This is a genomic window from Sphingomonas flavalba (assembly GCF_004796535.1).
GTDB classification, from domain to species: Bacteria; Pseudomonadota; Alphaproteobacteria; order Sphingomonadales; family Sphingomonadaceae; genus Sphingomonas_L; species Sphingomonas_L flavalba.
The window spans coordinates 1-20407 of sequence record NZ_SPHY01000021.1 but is presented as its reverse complement, the minus strand read 5'-3'; the positions used below and the strand labels follow the sequence as shown (position 1 = coordinate 20407).

The 20407-nt window shown below is 69.0% G+C and carries 18 protein-coding genes; 9 read left to right on the top strand and 9 right to left on the bottom strand.

The genetic code is table 11. From position 1 onward, the window contains the following. Positions 1 to 45: 45 nt before the first annotated feature. Positions 46 to 336 carry a hypothetical protein gene (locus E4A53_RS13800; protein ID WP_136163696.1) on the top strand — a complete coding sequence of 97 codons (291 nt, stop codon included), beginning with the start codon at positions 46 to 48 and terminating at the stop codon, positions 334 to 336. Between the two features lie 105 nt (positions 337 to 441). Further along, positions 442 to 3174 (top strand): preprotein translocase subunit SecA, encoded by a 2733-nt coding sequence (gene secA, locus E4A53_RS13795; protein ID WP_136163695.1) that lies wholly within the window; start codon positions 442 to 444, stop codon positions 3172 to 3174. A 205-nt stretch (positions 3175 to 3379) separates the two neighbouring features. Here the strand turns inward: secA and E4A53_RS13790 are convergent, their stop codons facing one another. Beyond that, positions 3380 to 4432 (bottom strand): SPOR domain-containing protein, encoded by a 1053-nt coding sequence (locus tag E4A53_RS13790; RefSeq protein ID WP_136163694.1) that lies wholly within the window; start codon positions 4430 to 4432, stop codon positions 3380 to 3382. A 177-nt stretch (positions 4433 to 4609) separates the two neighbouring features. Between E4A53_RS13790 and E4A53_RS13785 the strand changes: the two genes are divergently transcribed. Genes E4A53_RS13785 through E4A53_RS13775 form a run of 3 tightly spaced genes read left to right on the top strand, consistent with a single transcriptional unit; the run spans position 4610 to position 7399 of the window. Then, positions 4610 to 5326, top strand: a complete 717-nt coding sequence (locus tag E4A53_RS13785; RefSeq protein WP_136163693.1) for a ParA family protein — start codon at positions 4610 to 4612, stop codon at positions 5324 to 5326. A 14-nt stretch (positions 5327 to 5340) separates the two neighbouring features. After that, the gene (locus E4A53_RS13780) at positions 5341 to 5895 is read left to right on the top strand and encodes a hypothetical protein (protein ID WP_136163692.1); all 555 of its coding nucleotides are present in this window, start codon (positions 5341 to 5343) and stop codon (positions 5893 to 5895) included. 10 nt (positions 5896 to 5905) lie between these two features. Beyond that, positions 5906 to 7399 (top strand): SPOR domain-containing protein, encoded by a 1494-nt coding sequence (locus E4A53_RS13775; RefSeq protein WP_136163691.1) that lies wholly within the window; start codon positions 5906 to 5908, stop codon positions 7397 to 7399. Positions 7400 to 7430: 31 nt separating this feature from the next. Here the strand turns inward: E4A53_RS13775 and E4A53_RS13770 are convergent, their stop codons facing one another. The 4 genes from E4A53_RS13770 to E4A53_RS13755 all read right to left on the bottom strand — a co-directional run bounded on the left by E4A53_RS13770 (position 7431) and on the right by E4A53_RS13755 (position 11954). After that, positions 7431 to 8648 carry a dihydroorotase gene (locus tag E4A53_RS13770; protein WP_136163690.1) on the bottom strand — a complete coding sequence of 406 codons (1218 nt, stop codon included), beginning with the start codon at positions 8646 to 8648 and terminating at the stop codon, positions 7431 to 7433. Continuing rightward, a complete protein-coding gene (locus E4A53_RS13765; RefSeq protein ID WP_136163689.1) occupies positions 8645 to 9631 on the bottom strand; it encodes an aspartate carbamoyltransferase catalytic subunit in 987 nt (328 codons plus the stop codon). The genes E4A53_RS13770 and E4A53_RS13765 overlap by 4 nt, the downstream gene beginning before the upstream one ends. A 62-nt stretch (positions 9632 to 9693) precedes the next feature. Beyond that, positions 9694 to 11226 (bottom strand): 2-polyprenylphenol 6-hydroxylase, encoded by a 1533-nt coding sequence (gene ubiB, locus E4A53_RS13760; RefSeq protein WP_136163688.1) that lies wholly within the window; start codon positions 11224 to 11226, stop codon positions 9694 to 9696. Beyond that, entirely contained in the window at positions 11223 to 11954 is a 732-nt protein-coding gene (locus E4A53_RS13755; protein WP_136163687.1) for a class I SAM-dependent methyltransferase, read from the bottom strand. The genes ubiB and E4A53_RS13755 overlap by 4 nt, the downstream gene beginning before the upstream one ends. Positions 11955 to 12136: 182 nt before the next feature. Here E4A53_RS13755 and mutM point away from each other — a divergent pair, with 182 nt between their 5' ends. The 3 genes from mutM to dnaA all read left to right on the top strand — a co-directional run bounded on the left by mutM (position 12137) and on the right by dnaA (position 15248). Further along, a complete protein-coding gene (gene mutM, locus E4A53_RS13750) occupies positions 12137 to 12943 on the top strand; it encodes a bifunctional DNA-formamidopyrimidine glycosylase/DNA-(apurinic or apyrimidinic site) lyase (protein ID WP_136163686.1) in 807 nt (268 codons plus the stop codon). Positions 12944 to 13235: 292 nt separating this feature from the next. Continuing rightward, positions 13236 to 13499, top strand: a complete 264-nt coding sequence (gene rpsT / locus E4A53_RS13745; RefSeq protein ID WP_136163685.1) for a 30S ribosomal protein S20 — start codon at positions 13236 to 13238, stop codon at positions 13497 to 13499. A 387-nt stretch (positions 13500 to 13886) separates the two neighbouring features. Beyond that, positions 13887 to 15248: a chromosomal replication initiator protein DnaA gene (gene dnaA / locus E4A53_RS13740; RefSeq protein WP_136163684.1), complete on the top strand. Its 1362-nt coding sequence runs from the start codon at positions 13887 to 13889 to the stop codon at positions 15246 to 15248. A gap of 155 nt (positions 15249 to 15403) precedes the next feature. Here dnaA and E4A53_RS13735 read toward each other — a convergent pair whose 3' ends face one another. From E4A53_RS13735 to secB, 4 genes are all read right to left on the bottom strand, one after another. Then, a complete protein-coding gene (locus E4A53_RS13735) occupies positions 15404 to 16087 on the bottom strand; it encodes a DUF4136 domain-containing protein (protein WP_136163683.1) in 684 nt (227 codons plus the stop codon). Between the two features lie 191 nt (positions 16088 to 16278). Further along, complete coding sequence (gene trpS / locus E4A53_RS13730) at positions 16279 to 17286, bottom strand: tryptophan--tRNA ligase (RefSeq protein ID WP_136163700.1); 1008 nt, start codon at positions 17284 to 17286, stop codon at positions 16279 to 16281. A gap of 40 nt (positions 17287 to 17326) precedes the next feature. Then, positions 17327 to 18889 (bottom strand): murein biosynthesis integral membrane protein MurJ, encoded by a 1563-nt coding sequence (gene murJ / locus E4A53_RS13725; RefSeq protein WP_136163682.1) that lies wholly within the window; start codon positions 18887 to 18889, stop codon positions 17327 to 17329. A 34-nt stretch (positions 18890 to 18923) separates the two neighbouring features. Beyond that, positions 18924 to 19433 carry a protein-export chaperone SecB gene (gene secB / locus E4A53_RS13720; RefSeq protein WP_136163681.1) on the bottom strand — a complete coding sequence of 170 codons (510 nt, stop codon included), beginning with the start codon at positions 19431 to 19433 and terminating at the stop codon, positions 18924 to 18926. A 192-nt stretch (positions 19434 to 19625) separates the two neighbouring features. Here secB and E4A53_RS13715 point away from each other — a divergent pair, with 192 nt between their 5' ends. After that, complete coding sequence (locus E4A53_RS13715; protein ID WP_136163680.1) at positions 19626 to 20276, top strand: Tim44/TimA family putative adaptor protein; 651 nt, start codon at positions 19626 to 19628, stop codon at positions 20274 to 20276. Positions 20277 to 20407 lie beyond the last annotated feature (131 nt).

The following is a 20407-nucleotide window of genomic DNA, read 5'->3' as shown; positions in this document are numbered from 1 at the left end:
CGAATGCGCCGTCAGCACCTATGTCGGGCGCGCGACACTCGCAGGATGGATCGTTTGGAACTGCTGCTTTTCATTTCCGCGCTGCTGGCGGGTCTGACCGGGGTCGTCTCCGGCGAGCACCCGGCGGATACCGTGCGCGTGGAACGGAGCGCGGCGGATTCTCCGGTCGCGGCGCTGGCCGATGCCGCCGCCGTGGCCGCCGTCACGCTGCGCCCCGGCGTGTCGGTCGCCCCGGTCTTTCGGTTGGGCGCCCAGCGCGCACCGGTGGCGGTGCTGCCGGTCCTGACCCCGACGCTCAGCAATTCGCGGCTGATCGGCGAGCGCCGGCAGGTCTAGCCGCAGCGCACCGGGCCGGCCCGATGCCGGCCTCTTTTTCGCAGATTTTCGGGTGACGCGCCGCATCGGCGCCGGCGCCTTTCCAGCAGATAGACAGGAATTCCCATGTTCGGCGGTATTGCCAAGGCTCTGTTCGGGTCGTCCAACGACCGTTACGTCAAATCGCTTCGCGGCATCGTGACCAAGATCAACGCGCTCGAGCCGTCGATCCAGGCGCTCGACGACGCCGCGCTCGCCAACCAGACCGCGCTGTTTCGCGAGCGGCTCGCCAATGGCGAGGCGCTCGACAGCTTGCTGCCGGAGGCGTTCGCCACCGTGCGCGAGGCCGCGTGGCGCATCCTTGGCCAGCGCCATTACGACGTGCAGATGGTCGGCGGTATCGTCCTCCATCGCGGCGAAATCGCCGAGATGCGGACCGGCGAGGGCAAGACCCTGGTCGCGACGCTGGCGACCTATCTGAACGCATTGCCGGGCATCGGCGTCCACGTCGTTACCGTCAACGACTATCTCGCCCGCCGTGACGCGGAATGGATGGCGCAGGTCTACGGCTTCCTTGGCCTGACCACCGGCGTCATCGTCCCCAACCTGACCGACCAGCAGCGGCGCGACGCCTATGGCTGCGACATCACCTACGGCACCAACAACGAATTCGGCTTCGACTATCTGCGCGACAATATGAAGTATGAGCGCGCGCAGATGGTCCAGCGGCCCTTCGCCTACGCGATTGTCGACGAGGTCGATTCGATCCTGATCGACGAGGCGCGGACCCCGCTGATCATTTCCGGCCCGACCGACGACAAGTCGGAACTGTACAAGCAGGTCGACGCGATCGTGAAGCAGGTGGTCCCCGAGGACTACGAGCTCGACGAGAAGATGAAGACGATCGTGCTGACCGAGGACGGCACCGAGAAGATCGAGCGGATGTTGGAGGCGGCCGGCCTGCTGGAAGGCGCCAACCTCTACGATTTCGAGAATACCCAGGTGGTTCACCACGTGAACCAGTCTCTGCGCGCCAATGCGATGTTCAAGCGCGATACCGACTATATCGTCAAGGACGGCAAGGTCGTCATCATCGACGAGTTCACCGGGCGGATGATGGACGGGCGGCGCTGGTCCGACGGCCTGCACCAGGCGGTGGAAGCCAAGGAAGGCGTCAACATCGAGCCGGAGAACCAGACCCTCGCCTCGATCACCTTCCAGAATTATTTCCGCATGTACCCGAAGCTGTCCGGCATGACCGGCACGGCGGCGACCGAGGCGGCGGAATTCTTCGACATCTACAAGATGAACGTCGTCACCATCCCGACCAACCTGCCGGTGCAGCGGGTCGACGAGGAAGACGAATTCTACAAGAATACCAAGGACAAGTTCGCCGCCATTGCCAAATCGATTCAGGAACATTCGGCGCGCGGCCAGCCGGTTCTGGTCGGCACGGTGTCGATCGAGAAGTCGGAGCTTCTGTCCGAATTCCTGCGCAAGCTGAACGTCCGCCACGAAGTGCTGAACGCCCGCCACCACGAAATGGAGGCGCAACTGGTGGCGCAGGCCGGCCGGCTGGGCGCCGTCACCATCGCCACCAACATGGCGGGTCGCGGCACCGACATCCAGTTGGGCGGCAATGTCGAATTCCGTGTCGAGCAGGAACTGGCCGACATGCCGGAAGGGCCGGAGCGCACCGCCGGGATCGAGCGGATCAAGGCGGAGATCGAGGCCGAGAAGGAACAGGTGAAGGCGGTCGGCGGGCTGTTCGTGCTCGGCACCGAACGGCACGAGAGCCGGCGTATCGACAACCAGTTGCGCGGCCGGTCGGGGCGGCAGGGCGACCCCGGCCTCAGCCGCTTCTATTTGTCGCTTGAGGACGACCTGCTGCGCGTGTTCGGGTCCGACACGCTGTTCGCGCGGATGATGAACAAGAATCTGGCGGACGGCGAGGCGATCGGCTCGAAATGGCTGTCGAAGGCGATCGAGACCGCCCAGCGCAAGGTCGAGACCCGCAACTACGACATCCGCAAGCAGGTCGTCGAATATGACGACGTGATGAACGATCAGCGCCGCGTCATCTACGAGCAGCGCGCCGACATCATGGACGCCGAGTCGCTGAACGATGTCGTCGCCGAGATGCGGGCGGAAACGGTGAACGCGCTGGTCGCCGGCGCCTGCCCGCCGCATTCCTACCCCGAGCAGTGGGACATCGAGGCGCTGAAAGCCAAGGTCCACGACGTCCTGGGTGTCGAGGCGCCGATTGAGGAATGGGTGCAGGCCGAAGAGGTGTCGCCCGACATCCTGCAAGAGCATATCGCCAACGCCGCCGACACGCTGATCGAGGGCAAGCAGACGCTGCTCGGCGAGGAAAGCTGGGTCCAGGTGGAAAAGAGCGTGCTGCTCCAGTCGCTCGACCACCACTGGAAGGACCATCTGTCGACGCTCGACGCGCTGCGCCAGGTCGTTCACCTGCGCGCCTACGCGCAGAAAACGCCGATCAACGAGTACAAGCAGGAGGCGTTCGCGCTGTTCGAGCGGATGCTCGACGCGATCCGCGAGGACGTGACCCGCGTGCTCGCCCACGCCCAGTTCATGGCGGAACCGCCGCCGCTGCCGCAGATGCCGGACTTCATCACCTCGCACATCGATCCGCTGACCGGCGAGGACGATACCAACGACCGCGACGCCGGCTCCGGTTTCGTCACTACCCGCCTGCCGCCACTGCCGGTGGTGCGGATGGGCGGCGACGAGGAGTTGGGTGACGACCCGGCCGACTGGGAGGGCAAGGTCAGCCGCAACGCCGCGTGCCCGTGCGGTTCAGGCAAGAAATACAAGCACTGCCACGGCGCGCTTTAACACGCGTCTCCCTGTGACCACCCCGGTACTCCTGCGCAAGCAGAAGCCCAGGAGGCCTCGGCATCTCAAATGTCATGGGCTCCTGCTTGTGCAGGAGCACGGACGGTCTCGCCGTCATTGCGAGCGCGGCGAAGCAATCCAGTCCCTCACGCCCGCGCGTGGATTGCCGCGCCCCTGCGGGCTCGCAATGACGGGTGGGGCGGGTTCAGGGCCGAACGGGGAAGCAGGCGTGGCCGGCGGCGGTGGCGGTGGCGCATAGCCGGTCGGCGGCCGCCTTGCCGTCGACCGGGCCGGCCTGCAACCGGGTAACCGCCCCGGCCGGGACCATGAAGGACTGTAGCGTCTGAAAGCCTTCGAGCCGCGACACGCGCTGCCACAGCGTGGTCGCGCGCTGGGCGTTGCTGAACGCGCCGAGCTGCACCCGCCAACCGCCCGATGCCGTCGGCGCCGGCGAGCGCACGGCCGGAATTGGCGGCGGCGGAGCCGGCGTCGGGGCCGAAGCGCGGGGCGGGGATGGCGGCGGCGCGGCGGGTGCCTGGGCTGGTGGCGGGTAGTCGGCGCCGGGGCGCGACGGCGGAATGTCGGTCTGCGCCACCTTCGGCTGCACCGGGCGGATCGGCGCTGCCATCGGGATCGGGCGGTGTCCGGCCGGGTCGGCGGCGGCCCGCGCCGCCGGTGGGGCGGGGCGGTGCTGCCGCGCCTCCAGGTCGCGGGCGAGGGCGGTGCCGCGCTGGCGCTGGTCGCTCGGGATATAGCGATCCATCTGCGCCAGGCTGGTCGTCGCCTGGCTAATGCCCTGCGCCGAGGAACGGCTCATCAGCGCATAGGCGCGAACCCAGTCCTTTTCGGCAAGGTCACCGTTGAACAGTGCGGTGCCGAGCACGTATTGCGCGCGCGGCTCGCCGCGTTCGGCCGATTTGCGGATCCACGGCATCGCTTCCTCGCGCTTGCCGTTCTGGAACAGCACAAGCCCCAGATTGTCCTCCGACTGGGCGTGACCCTGCGCCGCCGCCTTGCGGTACCAGCTTTCCGCCGCGTTCAGGTCCATCGCGACGCCGCGCCCCAATTTATACGCCTGGGCAAGGTTGAACTGCGCGTCGGGGTCACCGGCCGTTGCCGCCGGGCGCCACTCAGCCACGGCGCGGGGATAATCGCCGCGTTCCCAGGCATCGACCCCCGCCTTGACGTCGGCCATGGCCGGTGCGGCCGCGACGGTGCCGATCAGCAAGGCGGCGAACAGCTGGCGCTTCGAACCCATCCCGTCATTTCCCCCAGAAAACCGTGTGCCGCGACCATAGCGCGGCTTTGCCGGCGGCGCCTCCGCTAATTTGGCGGAAAAGGCCCGGCCGGCGTGACGTCGCTGACGGCAATTAACCGGATTTTAGCGTCCCGATGCGATTGCGATGTCGAGGGATTGTCACCCGAAGGGGGAAAGATGCGCGTATTGGCCTTGGCTTCGCAGAAGGGCGGATCGGGAAAAACCACCTTGTCCGGCCACCTTGCCGTCCAGGCCCAGCTTGCTGGGGCCGGGCCGGTCGTGCTGATCGACATCGATCCGCAAGGATCGCTCGCCGACTGGTGGAACGAGCGCGAGGCCGAATACCCCGCCTTCGCCCAGACCACCGTCGCCCGGCTCGCCGCCGATCTTGAAATGCTGCGCCAGCAGGGGTTCAAGCTGGCGGTCATCGACACGCCGCCGGCGATCACCATGGCGATCCAGAGCGTCATCGCCGTCGCCGAGTTGATCGTCGTGCCGACCCGGCCGAGCCCGCACGACCTGCGCGCCGTCGGCGCCACCGTCGATCTGTGCGACCGCGCCGGCAAGCCGCTGATCTTCGTGGTCAACGGCGCCACGCCCAAGGCGAAAATCACCAGCGAGGCTGCCGTCGCCCTGTCCCAGCACGGCACCGTCGCGCCGGTGACGCTGCACCACCGCACCGATTTCGCCGCGTCGATGATCGACGGGCGCACGGTGATGGAGGTCGACCCGAAAAGCCGTTCGGCCGGCGAGGTCCGCGACCTGTGGACTTATGTGTCCGACCGGCTCGAAAAGAATTTCCGCCGTACCGTGTTCAGCGCGCCCGGCGTGCTGAGCGCCGGCATGGCGCCCCGCCCGGTCAACGGCTTCGGCCGCCGGGTGGTCGCGCAGTGAAGGGGGGCGGGGTCGTGAGCGAACCAAAACCCTTCGCGTCGCTGTCCTCATCGCTGCTTGCCCGCAAGGGACAGGCGCGGCCGGCGATGCGGCCGCAGGGCTTTGCCGGCTTCGGTCCGATGACCGGCAATCCGGAGGATCTGGGCTGGAACGACATGGGTTTGGAACCGGCCGCGCCGGTCGCGGCCGGGCCGGTGCCGCAGGTGGTGCGCCAGCGCACCGAGCTGGCCGAGGAACTGGCCGCGCGCAGCACGCCGGAAGCGCCGCCGGAAACGGTGGCCGTGCTGGAACCGGCGGCGATGCCGCGCCGCCCGAAGAAGAAGATGGCGATCAGCCACGGCGCCGAGCCGGCGGTCGTCCGTATCAAGGGCAAGGGGATAAACCCGCACAAGAAGGCGGCGTTCACCCTGCGGCTCGACGCGGAACGCCATCTGCGCCTGCGCCTGGCCTGCGCGGTCAACAACCGCTCGGCCCAGCAGCTGGTGACAGAGGCGGTCGACCGGCTGCTCGACAGCATACCCGAGCTGGACGAACTGGCCGGCCGCGTTCCGGCCCGCCGCGTCAGCTGAGGGAGCGACGATGATGAGCAACAGGGGCATGTCGATGCGGATTGCGCTGTCTTCCCTCGTGCTGGGGGTGGCGGCGGTCGGCGCCGGCTCGGCCCAGTTCGGCACTGCCGCGACGGCATCGAGCCGGATCGACGTGAAGAGCAGCACCGCCCGCGCCGAAAAAGCGCTGGCCGCGAAGAATGCCGACAAGGCGATCGCCTTCGCCGAGGCGGCGGTTTCCGCCAGTCCGCGCGACGCCGATCTGCGCACCCTGCTTGGCCGCGGCTATCTTGCCGCCGGCCGGTTGCTGTCCGCCGAAACCGCCTTTTCCGACGCGCTGACGCTGGATGGCGGGCAGGGCAGGGCGGCGTTGAATCTCGCCCTCGTTCAGACCGCGCTCGGCAAGACCGATCTTGCCCGGCGCACGATTGCCGATCATGCGGCGCTGTTTACCCCGTCGGACCGCGGGCTGGCGCTGGCGCTGGCCGGCGACGTGCCGGGCGCGGTCGCGCTGCTTGAGGCGACGATCCGTGCCGATTCGGGCGATGCGCGGACCCGCCAGAACCTGGCGCTGTCCTATGCGCTCGCCGGGCGGTGGAAGGAAGCGCGCGTCATGGCGGCCTATGACCTGACGCCGGCTGATGCAGACGCGCGGATCATCCAGTGGTCGCAGTTCGTCCGGCCGAGCGCCGCCTCCGATCAGGTGGCGAGCCTGCTCGGCATCAACCCGGTGGTCGATGCCGGTCAGCCGGAGATGCTGGCACTGGCCCCGGCCGCGACTCCGGCGAAACCGCCGGCGATGCTTGCCCAGGCCCGCCCGGCGCCGATGATCGTCGCGGTAACCGCGGCGGCGTCGGCGGTGGCGGAAACCGCGCAGGCGGTTGCCCTCGCGCCAGTCGCGCCGTCAGCCGTTGCGCCGGAAGCGCCCGCGCCTGTGCCCGGCCTGATGCTCGCCGCCGCTCCGGCAGCTGAGCCGGTTGCGTCCGTCGTCCCGGCCGAAACCGCCGCGCCGGCGATCTCCGAAACCCGGCTGGCGGCCTATGCCGGCGTCACCTTCGCGCCGCGCGCCGAGGTGGTGCAGGCGCTGCCCGCCAGCTACACGGCCTATCAGCCGCAGAGCCGTGCCGCGCTTTATGCGCCGCAGCGGATTGCCGTCGCGCAGGTGGCGACACGGGTGGCCCGGCCGGCGGTGCAGCGCGCCGCCTATGCGCCGCGTTCCGCCAATGGCCGCTATGTCGTCCAGCTCGGCGCCTTTTCCAGCGCCGCGCGGCTTGAGGCGGGCTGGGACCGCGCCGTCCGCCGCTTCGGCCTGCTTGGCGACTACACGCCGTCCAGCACCACTTTCGTCCGTGCCTCGACCTATCACCGCCTGTCGGTCGGCGGGTTTGAAACGCGCGCCGAGGCTGTCGCGCTGTGCGAGAAGCTGCACGCGGCGGGGGGCAAATGCTTCGTCCGCACCACGGCCGGCGACGCGCCGCTGCAATGGGCGCGGCGCAATACGGGGGCGCAGCTCGCCTCGCGCTGAGCTGTTCCGAAGCAGGGGGTTTCAGGGGCGGTCAGCCGATGGGCTGGCCGCCCTTGATGATTCCGCTCAGCCGCCCCTGCACCGGCAGCCCGTCGAACGGGGTGTTGCCGGCGGCGGCGACCAGCGTCTCCGACTCGATCCGCCACGGCGCTTCGGGGTCGAACAGGATCAGGTCGCCGGGCGCGCCGGTGGTCAGCGTACCGCCTTCCACCCCCAATATCCGCGCCGGGTTGCCGGCGAGCAGATCGAACAGCCGCGCCATGCTGACCAGTTCGTCGCGGACCAGGGTTAGCGCCAGCGTCAGCAGGGTGCCAGCGCCCGCCATGCCCGGCGTCGCATCGGCGAAGGGCAGGCGCTTGTCCTCCGGCCCCTGCGGGTCATGGCCGCTGGCGATCACGTCGATCGTCCCGTCGGCGACCGCCGCCAGCGCCGCCTGTCGGTCGTCCTCGCAGCGCAGCGGCGGCGACAGACGGGCAAAGGTGCGGAAACCGGTGACGGCGATGTCGGACAGTAGCAGATGGGCCGGGGTGATGCCGGCGGTGACCGGCAGGCCGACGCGCTTCGCGGCGCGGATCAGCTCCAGTCCGCGCGCCGTCGTCACCTGGCGGAAATGGACGCGGGCGCCGGTTTCCTCGACCAGTGCCAGGTCGCGAGCGATGGCGATCGCCTCCGCGGCGGCCGGCGCGCTCGGCAGGCCGAGGCGCGTCGCCGTCTCGCCGCTGGTCGCGACCGCGCGGCCGACCAGCCGGTCGTCCTCGCTATGGACGATGACGGTCAGGTCGAGCGCCGCCGCGTAGGCAAGCAGCCGGTGCATCAGCCCGGAATCGGCGATCCAGTGCCGGCCGGTAGCCACCGCCGCCGCACCCGCCGCCTTCATTAGGCCGATCTCGGCCAGTTCGCTGCCGCCCAGCCCGCGCGTCGCCGCCGCGATCGGGTGAATCCACACATCGGGCTTGCCCGCCGCCGCCGCGCGCTGGATCAGCGCCGGATCGTCGAGCGGTGGCCCCTGGTCCGGCATCAGCGCGGCGCGGGTGATGCCGCCCGCCGCGAACGCCGCCTTGTCGATCGCGAATACGCCAAGGTCGACGATGCCGGGGGCGATGACCGCGCCGGCGGCGTCGATCGTCCGCACCCCGTCCGGCACCGCGATGGCGCTGACCGCCGCGATCCGCCCGGCTTCGACCAGTACGCCGCCGCTGCGGCCGTCGGGCAGCTTCCCGCCGATGATCGCCAGCGTGCCGCCGATCATGCCCAGCCCTCCACGCCGCGCCGCCGCCGGGTCAGCACGTCCAGGCAGGCCATGCGGACGGCGACGCCCATTTCGACCTGTTCGGTCACGGCGGAGACCGCCGGGTCGTCGGCGATCGCGCTGTCGATTTCGATTCCCCGGTTCATCGGGCCGGGGTGCATGACCAGAACGCCGGGCGCGGCGCGCGCCAGCCGCTGTTCGGTCAGGCCCCAGAAATGGCGATATTCGCGCGCGGAGGGGATGAAGCCGCCATCCATCCGTTCGTTCTGCAGGCGCAGCATCATCACCACGTCGGCGCCGTCCAGCCCGGCGTCCATGTCGGTGAAGCAGGTGACGCCCATCCGCTCGATCGCCGCCGGCAGCAGGGTCGGCGGGCCGATCAGCCGCACCTCCGCCGCCAGCGCGGTCAGCGCCAGGATATTGGAGCGGGCGACCCGGCTGTGCAGGATGTCGCCGCAGATCGCGACGACCAGTCCGGCGATCCGCCCCTTGCGTCGGCGAATGGTCAGCGCGTCGAGCAGGCCCTGCGTCGGGTGTTCGTGGCGGCCGTCTCCGGCATTCAGCACCGGGCAGTCGACCTTGTCGGCGATCAGCTGCACCGCGCCGGAGCTTTGATGGCGGATGACGATCAGGTCGGCGCGCATCGCATTCAGCGTCTTGGCCGTGTCGATCAGCGTCTCGCCCTTCTTGGTGCTCGACTGGGCGACGTGCATGTTGACGGTGTCGGCGCCCAGCCGCTTGCCGGCGATCTCGAACGACAGCAGCGTCCGCGTCGAATTTTCGAAAAAGGCGTTGATCTGGGTCAGGCCGGCCAGCCGGTCGTCATGCTTGGTCGCGGCGCGATTGACCGAGACCCACTGCTCCGCTTCGTCGAGGAGAAAGGCGATTTCGTGCGGCTGAAGTTCGCCGATCCCCAATAAATGCCTGTGCGGAAACATCTCCGCGCCGGCGAGCGCGAGGGGAGGGCGGGGTGTCGATGGCATCGAGAGTCGTTCCTAGCGCGCGGCGCCGGGGGCCGCAATGGTTCAACCGCAACAGGCCGGATTCAGCCGATCAGCGCCATCGCCGCGGCCCCGGCGATTGCCGCCAGCACGGCCACTGCGCCATAGCGCCAGCCACCGCCCAGCCGCACCACCTCGACATCGGGCAGCGGCGGTGGCGGCGGGGCGCCGCCCGGCGGTGGATAGCGCGATTCGATGACGCGGATCAGTTCGGGCAGGCGGGCGAGGGTGCGGACATCGCGCACGATGCGGTCGGCGACGAACGCCTCCGGCCCCAGTTCCGTGCGCATCCATTCCTGCACGAACGGCCCGGCGGTTTCCCACATGTTCAGGTCTGGATCGAGGGTGGTCGCCACCCCTTCGACCATCACCATCGTCTTTTGCAGCAGCAGCAGATGCGGCTGGGTCGGCATGTCGAAATCGCGGGTGATGGCGAACAGCCCGTCAAGCATGTTGCCGATCGATATGTCGCGGACCGGCAGGCCGCGGATCGGCTCGCCGACAGCGCGCAGCGCGGTGGTGAACTCGCCGATATTGTGGTGCGGCGGCACATAGCCGGCTTCGAAATGAATTTCCGCCACCCGCGCATAGTCGCCGGTGATCAGGCCGTGGAGGATTTCCGCCAGCCACATCCGCGCCCGCCGGTCGATCCGCCCCATGATGCCGAAATCGATGGCGACGATGCTGCCGTCGGCACGGACTAGCAGATTGCCCTGGTGCATGTCGGCGTGGAAGAATCCTTCCGAAATCGCCTGGCGCAGGAAAGCGCGGACCAGCCGCCCGGCAATGGCGCCCAGGTCGTGCCCGGCGGCGATCAGCTCGTCGCGCCGCGACAGCTTGATCCCGTCGATCCATTCCAGCGTCATCACCCGCCGGGCGGTGCGCTGCCAGTCGATGGCGGGTATTTCATAGCCCGGCTCGGCGACCATCGCCTCGGCCAGTTCGGACGCCGACGCCGCCTCGCGCCGCAGGTCCAGTTCGCGCGCCGTCCATTGGCGGAAGGTGGCGATGACCAGCCGGGGGCGCAGCCGCGCCAGTTCGCCGCCCAGCGCCTCCGCCTGCGCCGCCGCCCATTCATAGGTATCGATCGCGCGGGCGAAATCCTCCTCGACGCCGGGGCGCAGCACCTTGACCGCGACCTGCCGCCCGTCGGTGGTGACGGCGCGGTGGACCTGCGCGATCGACGCGGCGCCGACCGGCTGTTCGTCGATCGACTGGAACAGTGCCTCGACCGGCTTGCCCAGCGCCTGCTCGATCGCGGCGCGGATTTCGGCGAACGGCACCGGCGGCAGCGCGTCCTGCAGGCGCAGCAGGTCGGCCGCCGCCGCTTCGCCGACCAGGTCGGGGCGGGTGGCCAGCGCCTGGCCCAGCTTGATCGCCGCCGGGCCGATTGCCTGGAACGCGTCGGCATAGGCCGGTTGCGCCGGCACCCGCGCCCCTATGCGGGCGATACGGACCAGCCGGCGCAGCGCCGGCGGCGTCATCGGGTCGCGCTCGATACCGGTCAGCGCGCCATGGCGCGCCAGCGTCCGGCCCCATTTCAGCAGGCGGACAAGGTGGACGATCGGCGCGGTCAAATCTTCCAGCCGCTGTGCATGGCGACCAGCCCGCCGAGCACCGGCTCGGCATGGGTGCGCACGAACCCGGCCTTGGCGATCATCGCCTCGAATGCCGGCATGTCGGGGAAACGGCGGATCGATTCGATCAGGTAGCGATAGCTGTCCTCGTCATCGGCGAGCAGCTTGCCCAGTTTCGGCACCAGTCGGTGCGAATAGGCGTCGTAGACCTCGGCAAAGCCCGGCCACTGGGTGGTCGAGAATTCGAGGCAGAAAAAGCGCCCGCCGCGCTTCAGCACGCGATGCGCCTCGCCCAGCGCCTGCTGGATATGGGTGACGTTGCGAATGCCGAAGGCGATCGTATAGGCGTCGAAACTGGCGTCGGGGAAGGTCAGCGCCTCGGCGTTGGCCTCGCTCCACACCAGCCCGTCAATGCCGCGCTTCGCCGCCCGCTCGATGCCGACAGCCAGCATGTCGGGGTTGATGTCGGCCACCGTCACCCGCGCGCCGGAAGCGGCAAGGCGGAAGGCGATGTCGCCGGTGCCGCCGGCCATGTCGAGGATATATTCGCCGGCGCGCGGCTTCACCCGGCGGACGAAACGGTCCTTCCACAGCCGGTGCAGCCCGCCCGACATCGCGTCGTTCATCAGGTCGTAGCGCGCCGCGACGCTGGAGAACACGGCGCCGACCCGCTTGGTCTTTTCGCCGGGGGCAACGTCGGTATAGCCGAAGGAGACGGTATCGTTCATGGCCGAAAGCCCTAGCGATTAAACCGCATTGCCTCTAGCCTGAAGTGCGTAATAAGCGCCGCACCGGCCCGCTCCCCCACCCGGCCTCCCAACCGCAGTATCATATGGGAGGCCGGGTGGGGGAGCGGGCCGGTGCGGCATCGCTTCGGCAAAGGCCGAAGCACAACGAGACAAACCATTCCATGCCGGAGCTTCCCGAAGTCGAAACCACGGTGCGCGGCCTGCGCCCGGCGCTGGAAGGGCAGGAGATCGCCGCCCTCGTTACCCGCCGCGCCGATCTGCGCCATCCGTTCCCGCCCGACCTGCGCCAGCGGATGACCGGGGCGCGGGTGACGGCGCTTGGCCGCCGGGCGAAATACGGGCTGATCGACACCGATCGCGGCGACCGGCTGGTCTTTCACCTCGGCATGTCCGGGCGCTGGCGGATCGACCCGGACGAACTGCTGCCTCACGACCATCTGGTGATCGACACGGTGGCGGGGCGGCGGCTGGTGCTGAACGACGCCCGCCGCTTCGGCTTCGTCGATCTGGTCGGGGCGGGGGAGGCTTATCCCCCGTTCGCCGCGCTGGGGCCGGAGCCGCTTGGCGATGCGCTGACCGCCGATCATCTGGCGGCCGCGTTCGCCGGGCGGGCGGCGCCGGTCAAGGCGCTGTTGCTCGACCAGCGTGTCGTCGCCGGCCTCGGCAATATCTATGTCTGCGAGGCGCTGCACATGGCCCATGTCGCGCCGACGCGGCCCGCCGGCACGCTGAAGCGGCGGGAAATCGCGGCGCTGGTCCCGGCGATCCGCGGCGTATTGGCGGCGGCGATCGAAGCCGGCGGATCGACGTTGCGCGACTATGTCCGCCCCAATGGCGAACTCGGCTATTTCGCCAAACAATGGCGCGCCTACGGCCGGGCCGGGGAGCCGTGCGGCTGCGGCGGGGTGATCGAACGGCGGATCGATTCCGGGCGCTCGACCTTCTGGTGCCCGAAATGCCAGCGCTGAGCGCGCCGACAGGGCGGACTTGCAAGCGCTTATCTCCACCACGTCCCCCAAATCCGTCCATCCCGAGCGCAGTCGAGGGACGCAACATGGTTGGGTGTGCCCCTCGACTGCGCTCGGGATGGGCGGGGAAGGGAAAGGAAGGGGCGGGACGGAAGCGAGGGGAAGGTAAACCGCGCTGCCTCTCCTCCCGTGCGTGGTTGACCGGAGGCCGCGCCGCGGGTAAAGGGGCCGCCGTCCAGGGCGCGGAAGCGATTCCGCTGCCCCTTTTCATTTTTATCGAGGTTGCGAAGGCATGGCGAACACGCCGCAGGCAAAGAAGCGTATCCGGCGGAACGAGCGCCGCGAGGTGATCAACGGCAACCGGGTCGCGCGCATCCGCACCTTCGTGAAGAAGGTCGAGACCGCGCTCGATGCTGGCGACAAGGCCGCCGCCACTGCCGCGATCGCCGCCGTCCAGCCGGAACTCGCCCGGGGCGTTGCCAAGGGCGTGCTGCACAAGAATACCGCGTCGCGGAAATTCTCGCGGCTCAGCAAGCGGGTCGCCGCGCTCGGCTAAGCGCCCCCGCGTCATTCTTTCGGATGGAAAGGCCCGTCGGCGCTGCCGGCGGGCTTTTTTGATGTCCGGCGCAGGCCACGGTCTTTCCACGATTCGGGCCGGTGCTGCGAAACAGGCGTAACAATTATTTATTGTTTTTCAGTGTTTTGATTTCGCGCATCGCGAAAGTGGGATTTCTCGAGTCAACCTGTTTATTTCGTTTTTTTGACAGCCCCGGCCTTGCTCGACTCGTCCTCGCGTTCGTAGAAACGGGCCACCGGCGTTTAAGAATCGGCCGGGTCCTGACTGTAGGTTCACGAGTGGCGTCACACCGGATTATTTTCGGTGGCGCTACGGTATGTGCCCGGTCAGGCGGGGCCAGAGCGGGGTGCGGGGAAGACGGACGGAATGCGCGAAGGGGACGATTCGGACGCGATCTATCAGGCAGCCTGGTCGGCCATCCGCGAAGGGTTGCGGCGCGATTGCGGCGCGCGGCTGTTCAACCACTGGTTGAAGCCGATCGCGTTCGTCAGCGCCAGCGACGATGGCGCCGTCGTCAGCCTCAGCCTGCCCTCGCAGTTCATGGCCGATTGGGTCGGCGCCCATTATGCCGACCGCATCCGGCTGGCCTGGCGCAGCGCCGTTCCCGCCGTGCGCGACATCCGCATCGAAACCGTTGCGGCGGACGAGGCGCTCGGCGTCTACAGCGCGGCGGCGGAGCCGGTTGCGGCGGCCGCGCCGGTGCCGGTCGACGCCGGTTTCGACCCGCGCCTCAGTTTCGATCGCTTCGTCGTCGGCGACGAGAACCGGGTCGCCTGCAATGCCGCGCTGGCGCTGGCTCAGGGTGCGCTGGCGCCGACGCCGCTGTTCATCCATTCGCCGACCGGGCAGGGCAAGACCCACCTGCTGCATGCGATCGGCCATGTCCATCGCCAGCGGCAGCCCTCGGCGACGGTGCTGTTCATGTCGGCCGAGAAGTTCATGGTCGATTTCGTCGCGGCGATGCGCGATCGCGACACGCTCGGCTTCAAGCAGCGGCTGCGTTCGGCCGATCTGCTGATGATCGACGATATCCAGTTCATCGCCGGCAAGGGCTCGACGCAGGAGGAATTCCTCCACACGCTCAACGAGCTGATGCATTCGGGCAAGCAGGTGGTGATCACCGCCGATCGCAGCCCGCAGGCGCTGGACGGCATGGAAGGGCGCATCCAGTCGCGGCTGGCGAGCGGCCTTGTCGTCGACATCAAGCCGGCGGGCTCGGCGCTGCGCCTCGCCATCCTGCGGGCGAAGCTGGCGATGATGCCGGGCGCGGCGATTCCGGACGAGGTGCTGGCGCTGGTTGCCGCCCGCGTCCAGAGCAGTGTGCGCGAACTGGAAGGGGCGCTCAATCGCCTGTCCGCCTATGCCACGCTGAACGAGCGGCCGGTCGACCTCGCCTTCGCGCAGGAGGTGCTGGGCGAATTGCTCAGCGCCAGCGCCCGACGGGTGACGATCGACGACATCCAGAAGGCGGTGTCGGCCCATTACGGCATGCGGCAGGCGGAAATGCTGTCGGCGCGGCGCGCCCGCGCTGTCGCCCGCCCGCGCCAGATCGCGATGTACCTCGCCAAGCGGCTGACCCCGCGCTCGCTGCCGGAAATCGGCCGCCGCTTCGGCGGGCGGGACCACACGACAGTGATCTACGCGGTCAAGACGATCGAGAAGATGCGCGCCGAGGACGCCGACATGGACGCAGACCTCCGAACCCTGATCCGCCAACTCGGCGGCTGACGCGGAGCGGAGAGCGGAAGTCGCACCAGCCCGCGCTCCTGCGAAGGCAGGAGCGCGCACGCGCCGCTTCCCAAAACTCTGGGCTCCCGCTTTCGCAGGAGCCCTTAATTCCATCCGACGCGGGCGGAGCCCTGGAAGGGGTGATCCCCTACCTTTTACCCCTTCGGCGGCGGGGCGACGGTGATCTTGACGGTTTCGCCGGAATTGCCGGGGAAGCCGGTGAACATCGCCTCGACCAGGTTGGGCACCAGATAGGGCAGGTCGTTGCTGCGCGAGATCGCCTGCGCCTTGCCTTCGAACACGCGCTTGCCGTCGGCGGAGCGGTCGATCTTCATGTTCAGCTGGCTGGTGTAGACGGTGTAGCTGGTCACGTCGTTGTCCCAGCCCCAGCCGCCCCACATGAACGGGTCGTAGAAGCCGGGGACATAGGCGATGCGGCCGTGGCGGGTGATGACCGGGCGATAGCCGCCCCAGCCCCCCCAGCCGCCCCAACCCCAGCCGCCGCCCCATCGGCCAAAGCCGGTGGTGGGCGTGGAGCGGATGCGCTCGCGACCCTTGTCGACGCCATAGCCGACGGACACGGTCAGGTCGGCGCGCTCGCCCTCGGCCGCCTGGCGATAACCGACGCGGGTGAGCTGGGCGCTGATCAGGTTGGCGTACTGGCTGAATTCCAGGCCGCCGCTCAGCCGCGGATCGTCCGCCTGGACGTGGAAGGTCTGGCCCTGCGGCGCCGGAAGTTGCTGGAAGCGCGAGACATTCGCGCTGAACGACGAGGCGCATCCGCCCAGCGCCAGCAGGGGCAGCGCGGCCGCAGCGAGAATTGTCCTGGAGATCGACATCGTTCGCAACCTTCAACTCACGGGGAGCATCTCCCCTGGGTGTACGATCCGTGCACCTTCGCAACTGAATATGGCTTGAACGCCCGCGACGACAAGAGGCTCTCCGGCGTTGGATGGAGCATCGGGCGAGGGGCTAGAGTTTGTCCGCTTCAAGCGGAAGCGGGCCGGTGCCGCCTAAAGTCGGGCAGGCTCTAGCGGCACAGCCCCAGCGCGGCATAGGCGCCGGCCAGCGTCGGTGCCGCCAATTCCGCCGCGCGCGCCGCACCGGCGGCGAGCAGCCGGTCGATCTCGGCCGGGTCCTCCTTCAGCGTCTCGAAACGGTCGCGGATCGGCGCCAGCGTCTCAACCAGCCGTTCGGCGAGGATCGGCTTGAACTGGCCGAAGCCCTTGCCGGCATGCGCAGCCAGCACCGCCGCCGGGGTGGAATCGGTCAGCGCCGCATAGATGCCGACCAGATTGCGCGCCTCCGGCCGCCCGTCCAGCCCGCCCACATCCTCCGGCAGCGGTTCCGGGTCTGTCTTCGCCTTGCGCACCTTCTGCGCGATCAGGTCGGCGTCGTCGGTCAGGTTGATCCGCGCCATGTCGGACGGGTCGGATTTCGACATCTTCGCCGATCCGTCGCGCAGGCTCATGACCCGCGCCGCCGCCGGCGGGATGATCGGGTCGGGCAGGGTGAACAGCTCAACGCCGTAGTCGGTATTGAATTTGACCGCGACGTCGCGCGCCAGCTCCAGGTGCTGCTTCTGGTCCTCGCCGACCGGCACATGCGTCGCCTTGTAGAGCAGCACGTCGGCCGCCTGCAGCACCGGGTAGGCGAACAGGCCGACGCTGGCGCCCTCGCGGTTCTTGCCCGATTTCTCCTTGAACTGGGTCATCCGGTTCAACCAGCCGATCCGCGCGGTGCCGTTCAGCAGCCAGCACAACTCGGCATGGGCGGGGACGCGGGCCTGGTTGAACAGCACCGCCTTGGCCGGGTCGATGCCGGCGGCGATCAGCGCAGCGGCCATCTCGCGGGTATTGGCGGTCAGCGTCGCCGGGTCGTTGTAGACGGTGATCGCGTGCATGTCGGCAAGGAAGAACAGTGTGTCGCCGCCCGCCGCCGCGTTCTCGTCCTGCATCCGCACCCAGTTGCGGATCGCGCCCAGATAATTGCCAAGGTGCAGGTTGCCGGTCGGCTGGATGCCGGATACGATTCGCATGGTCATAATGCTCGCGCTGTCGCGGCCATGGCCGCCAAGGTCAAGCGCCGCGACGCAATTGCTGGCGCAGCTCGGCCGGGCGCAACGCCCCGAACAGGAAGGCTGAGGCGAAGAACAGCGCCGCCGCCAGCGCCATGAAACCGCCCAGCCAGATGACGCGCGCGATCAGGCCGCCACCGACATGGCCGTCGACGATCGGCGCGGCAAAGACCAGCAGCACAGCCATCACCGCCGTCGCCGCCGCCAGCCGCAGCGTCGCCAGCGCCAGCCGCCGGTCGATCCGCAACTGCCCGCGCCGGTGCAGCACCCAATAGAGCAGGCCGGCATTGACCCAGGCGGCGACGGCGGTGGAGATCGCCAGCCCGACATGGGCGAAATGCCACATCAGCGCCAGATTGCCCGCCAGGTTCACCAGCATGGAGACCAGCGCGATCTTGACCGGCGTTTTGGTGTCGGCGCGGGCATAGAAACCGGGGACCAGCACCTTGATCAGAATATAGGCGGGCAGGCCGGCGGAAAAGGCGGAGAGGGCGGCGGCGCTCGCCATCGTGTCGGCGGCGGTGAACGCGCCGTGCTGGAGCAGCGCGCGCAGGATCGGCGTCGCCGCGATCATCAGCGCGGCGGTGGCCGGCAGGGTGAGCAGCAGCACCAGCTCGATCGCGCGGTTCTGGGCGTGGCCGGCGCCCGCCTCGTCGCCCCGGCCGATCTGGCGCGACAGGGCGGGCAGCATCGCGGTGCCGACGCCGATGCCGATCAGCCCGAGCGGCAGCTGGTTCAGCCGGTCGGCATAATAGAGGTAGGAAACGGAGCCTTGCGGCAGATAGGTCGCGGCCAGCGCGGTCGACACCAGCAGGTTGAACTGCACCGCCCCGGCGCCCAGCGCCGCCGGCCAGATCAGCCGCAGCAGCTGTTTCACCTCCGGCGTCAGCCGGGGCAGCTTGATATGCAGCCGGACGCCGGCGCGGTGACAGGCGTGGATCATCCAGGCGAGTTGGAGGACGCCGGCGATGCTGACCGCGATCGCCTGGGTCCGCGCGGTTTCAAGCTCGGTCTCGCCGCGAAAGAACAGCAGCCCGGCGATCAGCGCGACGTTGAGCAGCACCGGCGTCGCCGCGTTGACCCAGAAACGATCGAGCGAATTGAGGATGCCGCCGAGCAGCGCGACCAGGCTGATCAGCGGCAAATAGGGAAAGGTGATCCGGGTCAGCTCGGTGGTGAATTCGAACTTGCCCGGCCCGCCGTCCGGGAAACCGCCGGTCATCGCCCAGACGATCGGCCCGGCCGCCAGCATCATCAGCGCGGTGAACAGCACCAGCACCGGCAGCAGCACGGAGAGGACATCCTCCGCGAAGCGCAACGCCTTGGGCAGGCCGTCGCGCTCGCGCCCGACCGTGCGGTTGAACATCGGCACGAAGGCGGCGGAAAACGCCCCTTCGGCGAACAGCGCGCGGAACAGGTTGGGCAGCCGCCAGGCGATCAGGAAGGCGTCGTTGGCGAAGCTGGCGCCCAGATAGCGGGCGGCGAGCGTGTCGCGCACGAAGCCGAGGATGCGGCTGACCAGGGTCAGCCCGCCGATCGTCGCCGTGTTGCGGACCAGGCTCACCGGCCGCGCGCCTCCCCGCCCGGGCGGCTCTGGCTCAAGCCTGCCCGGCAACCCCGGCGTCGATCTGCGCCGCCTGCGCCTGCGCCTGCTGCATGTAGAGCGCGCCGAAATCGATCGGGTCGAGCAGCAGCGGCGGGAAACCGCCGTCGCGCACCGCGTCGGCGACGATCCGGCGGGCGAACGGGAAGATCAGCGCCGGCGCCTGCGCCAGCAGGAACGGCTGGAGCTGCTCGTCGGGAATGTTGCGGGCGCCGAACAGCCCGGCATAGGCCAGCTCGACCTGGAACGCGACCTGGTCGTCGCCCTGGGCGCGAACCTCGACCTTCAGCGTCACTTCATAGACGTCGTCGGCGACCTTGTTCGACGCGATGTTGAACTGGATGTCGATCTGCGGCTGGCTCTGCCACTGGTAGACCGCCGGCGCGTTCGGGTTCTCGAACGACAGGTCCTTAACATATTGCGAGATCAGGCCGATCTGCGGCAGCGTGTCGGCGCCGTTGCCGAGCGCCTCGCCCGTGTTCGGCGCGTCCGTTTCGATGGCCATTGCGATAAACCCTTCATGTTCCCGAGTGTGGATCGGCCGCGCGCCTAGCATGGAGGCGCGATCAAGGGCAATGCAAAGGAACGCCCGCGCCGGTGCGGCACGGCGCGGCGTCATATATCTTACGCAGGTATTTGAATCCTGCGCATCGCGCGCTTATGTAGGGCCGACACGCCGCACGCAGACGGAGGGTAGGTGCTCGTAGTCGTTCTTCTTGCCATGGTGGCAGCGTTCCTGGCGTTGCGGCTCTATATGGTGCTGGGCAAGCGCAGCGGCCATGAGCAGTCGCTGCCGCGCCCGGCCAGCGAGCGGCTGGCGCCCGTGCCGTCGGTGCGCCCGGTTCCCGAAATCGCCGCCGACGCGCCGCCGCCGGTCGACAGCGTCATCGAGCCGGACGCCGCCGCCGGGCTGCGCGCGATCGTCGCCGCCGACCCCAGCTTCGACGCCAGCCGCTTCCTCGACGGCGCGCGCAGCGCCTATCGCATGGTGCTGGAGGCGTTCTGGAAGGGGGATGAAGAGGAACTGGGCTGGCTCGCCTCCGACGAGGTGCGCCAGTCGTTCAGCGACGCGATCGCCGCGCGCAAGGCGGCGGGCGAGGTGCTCGACAACCGGCTGGTGTCGATCGAGCGCGCGGTGATCTCCGCCGCTTCGGTCAACGACAAGGTCGCCAGCATCACCGTGCGGTTCGACGCCGACATTGCCGCCGTCACCCGTGACAGCGAGGGCAAGGTGCTTGCCGGTTCGCTGACCGATGCCGTTCCCACCCATGACGTCTGGACCTTCAGCCGCACCGTGCGCGACAAGGACCCGAACTGGGTCCTGAGCGACACCGACGAAGCCGCGTGAGGGCGGCGCTCGGCGCGGCGCTGGCCGCCGCCGTTCTGCTGTCCGGCTGCGCCCCGCGTCTGGTTCCCGCCGGCGTGCCGTCCGCGCCCCCGGCGCCGTCGCGCCCGGCGCCCGACCGCCCGGCGCAACCG

What these genes read in the sequence shown, in the direction of transcription:
- E4A53_RS13800 (WP_136163696.1), top strand. Translation starts at nt 46, where the DNA reads ATGGATCGTTTGGAACTGCTGCTTTTCATTTCCGCGCTGCTGGCGGGT.
- secA (WP_136163695.1), top strand. Translation starts at nt 442, where the DNA reads ATGTTCGGCGGTATTGCCAAGGCTCTGTTCGGGTCGTCCAACGACCGT.
- E4A53_RS13790 (WP_136163694.1), bottom strand. Translation starts at nt 4,432, where the DNA reads ATGGGTTCGAAGCGCCAGCTGTTCGCCGCCTTGCTGATCGGCACCGTC.
- E4A53_RS13785 (WP_136163693.1), top strand. Translation starts at nt 4,610, where the DNA reads ATGCGCGTATTGGCCTTGGCTTCGCAGAAGGGCGGATCGGGAAAAACC.
- E4A53_RS13775 (WP_136163691.1), top strand. Translation starts at nt 5,906, where the DNA reads ATGATGAGCAACAGGGGCATGTCGATGCGGATTGCGCTGTCTTCCCTC.
- E4A53_RS13770 (WP_136163690.1), bottom strand. Translation starts at nt 8,648, where the DNA reads ATGATCGGCGGCACGCTGGCGATCATCGGCGGGAAGCTGCCCGACGGC.
- E4A53_RS13765 (WP_136163689.1), bottom strand. Translation starts at nt 9,631, where the DNA reads ATGCCATCGACACCCCGCCCTCCCCTCGCGCTCGCCGGCGCGGAGATG.
- E4A53_RS13755 (WP_136163687.1), bottom strand. Translation starts at nt 11,954, where the DNA reads ATGAACGATACCGTCTCCTTCGGCTATACCGACGTTGCCCCCGGCGAA.
- mutM (WP_136163686.1), top strand. Translation starts at nt 12,137, where the DNA reads ATGCCGGAGCTTCCCGAAGTCGAAACCACGGTGCGCGGCCTGCGCCCG.
- rpsT (WP_136163685.1), top strand. Translation starts at nt 13,236, where the DNA reads ATGGCGAACACGCCGCAGGCAAAGAAGCGTATCCGGCGGAACGAGCGC.
- dnaA (WP_136163684.1), top strand. Translation starts at nt 13,887, where the DNA reads ATGCGCGAAGGGGACGATTCGGACGCGATCTATCAGGCAGCCTGGTCG.
- E4A53_RS13735 (WP_136163683.1), bottom strand. Translation starts at nt 16,087, where the DNA reads ATGTCGATCTCCAGGACAATTCTCGCTGCGGCCGCGCTGCCCCTGCTG.
- trpS (WP_136163700.1), bottom strand. Translation starts at nt 17,286, where the DNA reads ATGCGAATCGTATCCGGCATCCAGCCGACCGGCAACCTGCACCTTGGC.
- secB (WP_136163681.1), bottom strand. Translation starts at nt 19,433, where the DNA reads ATGGCCATCGAAACGGACGCGCCGAACACGGGCGAGGCGCTCGGCAAC.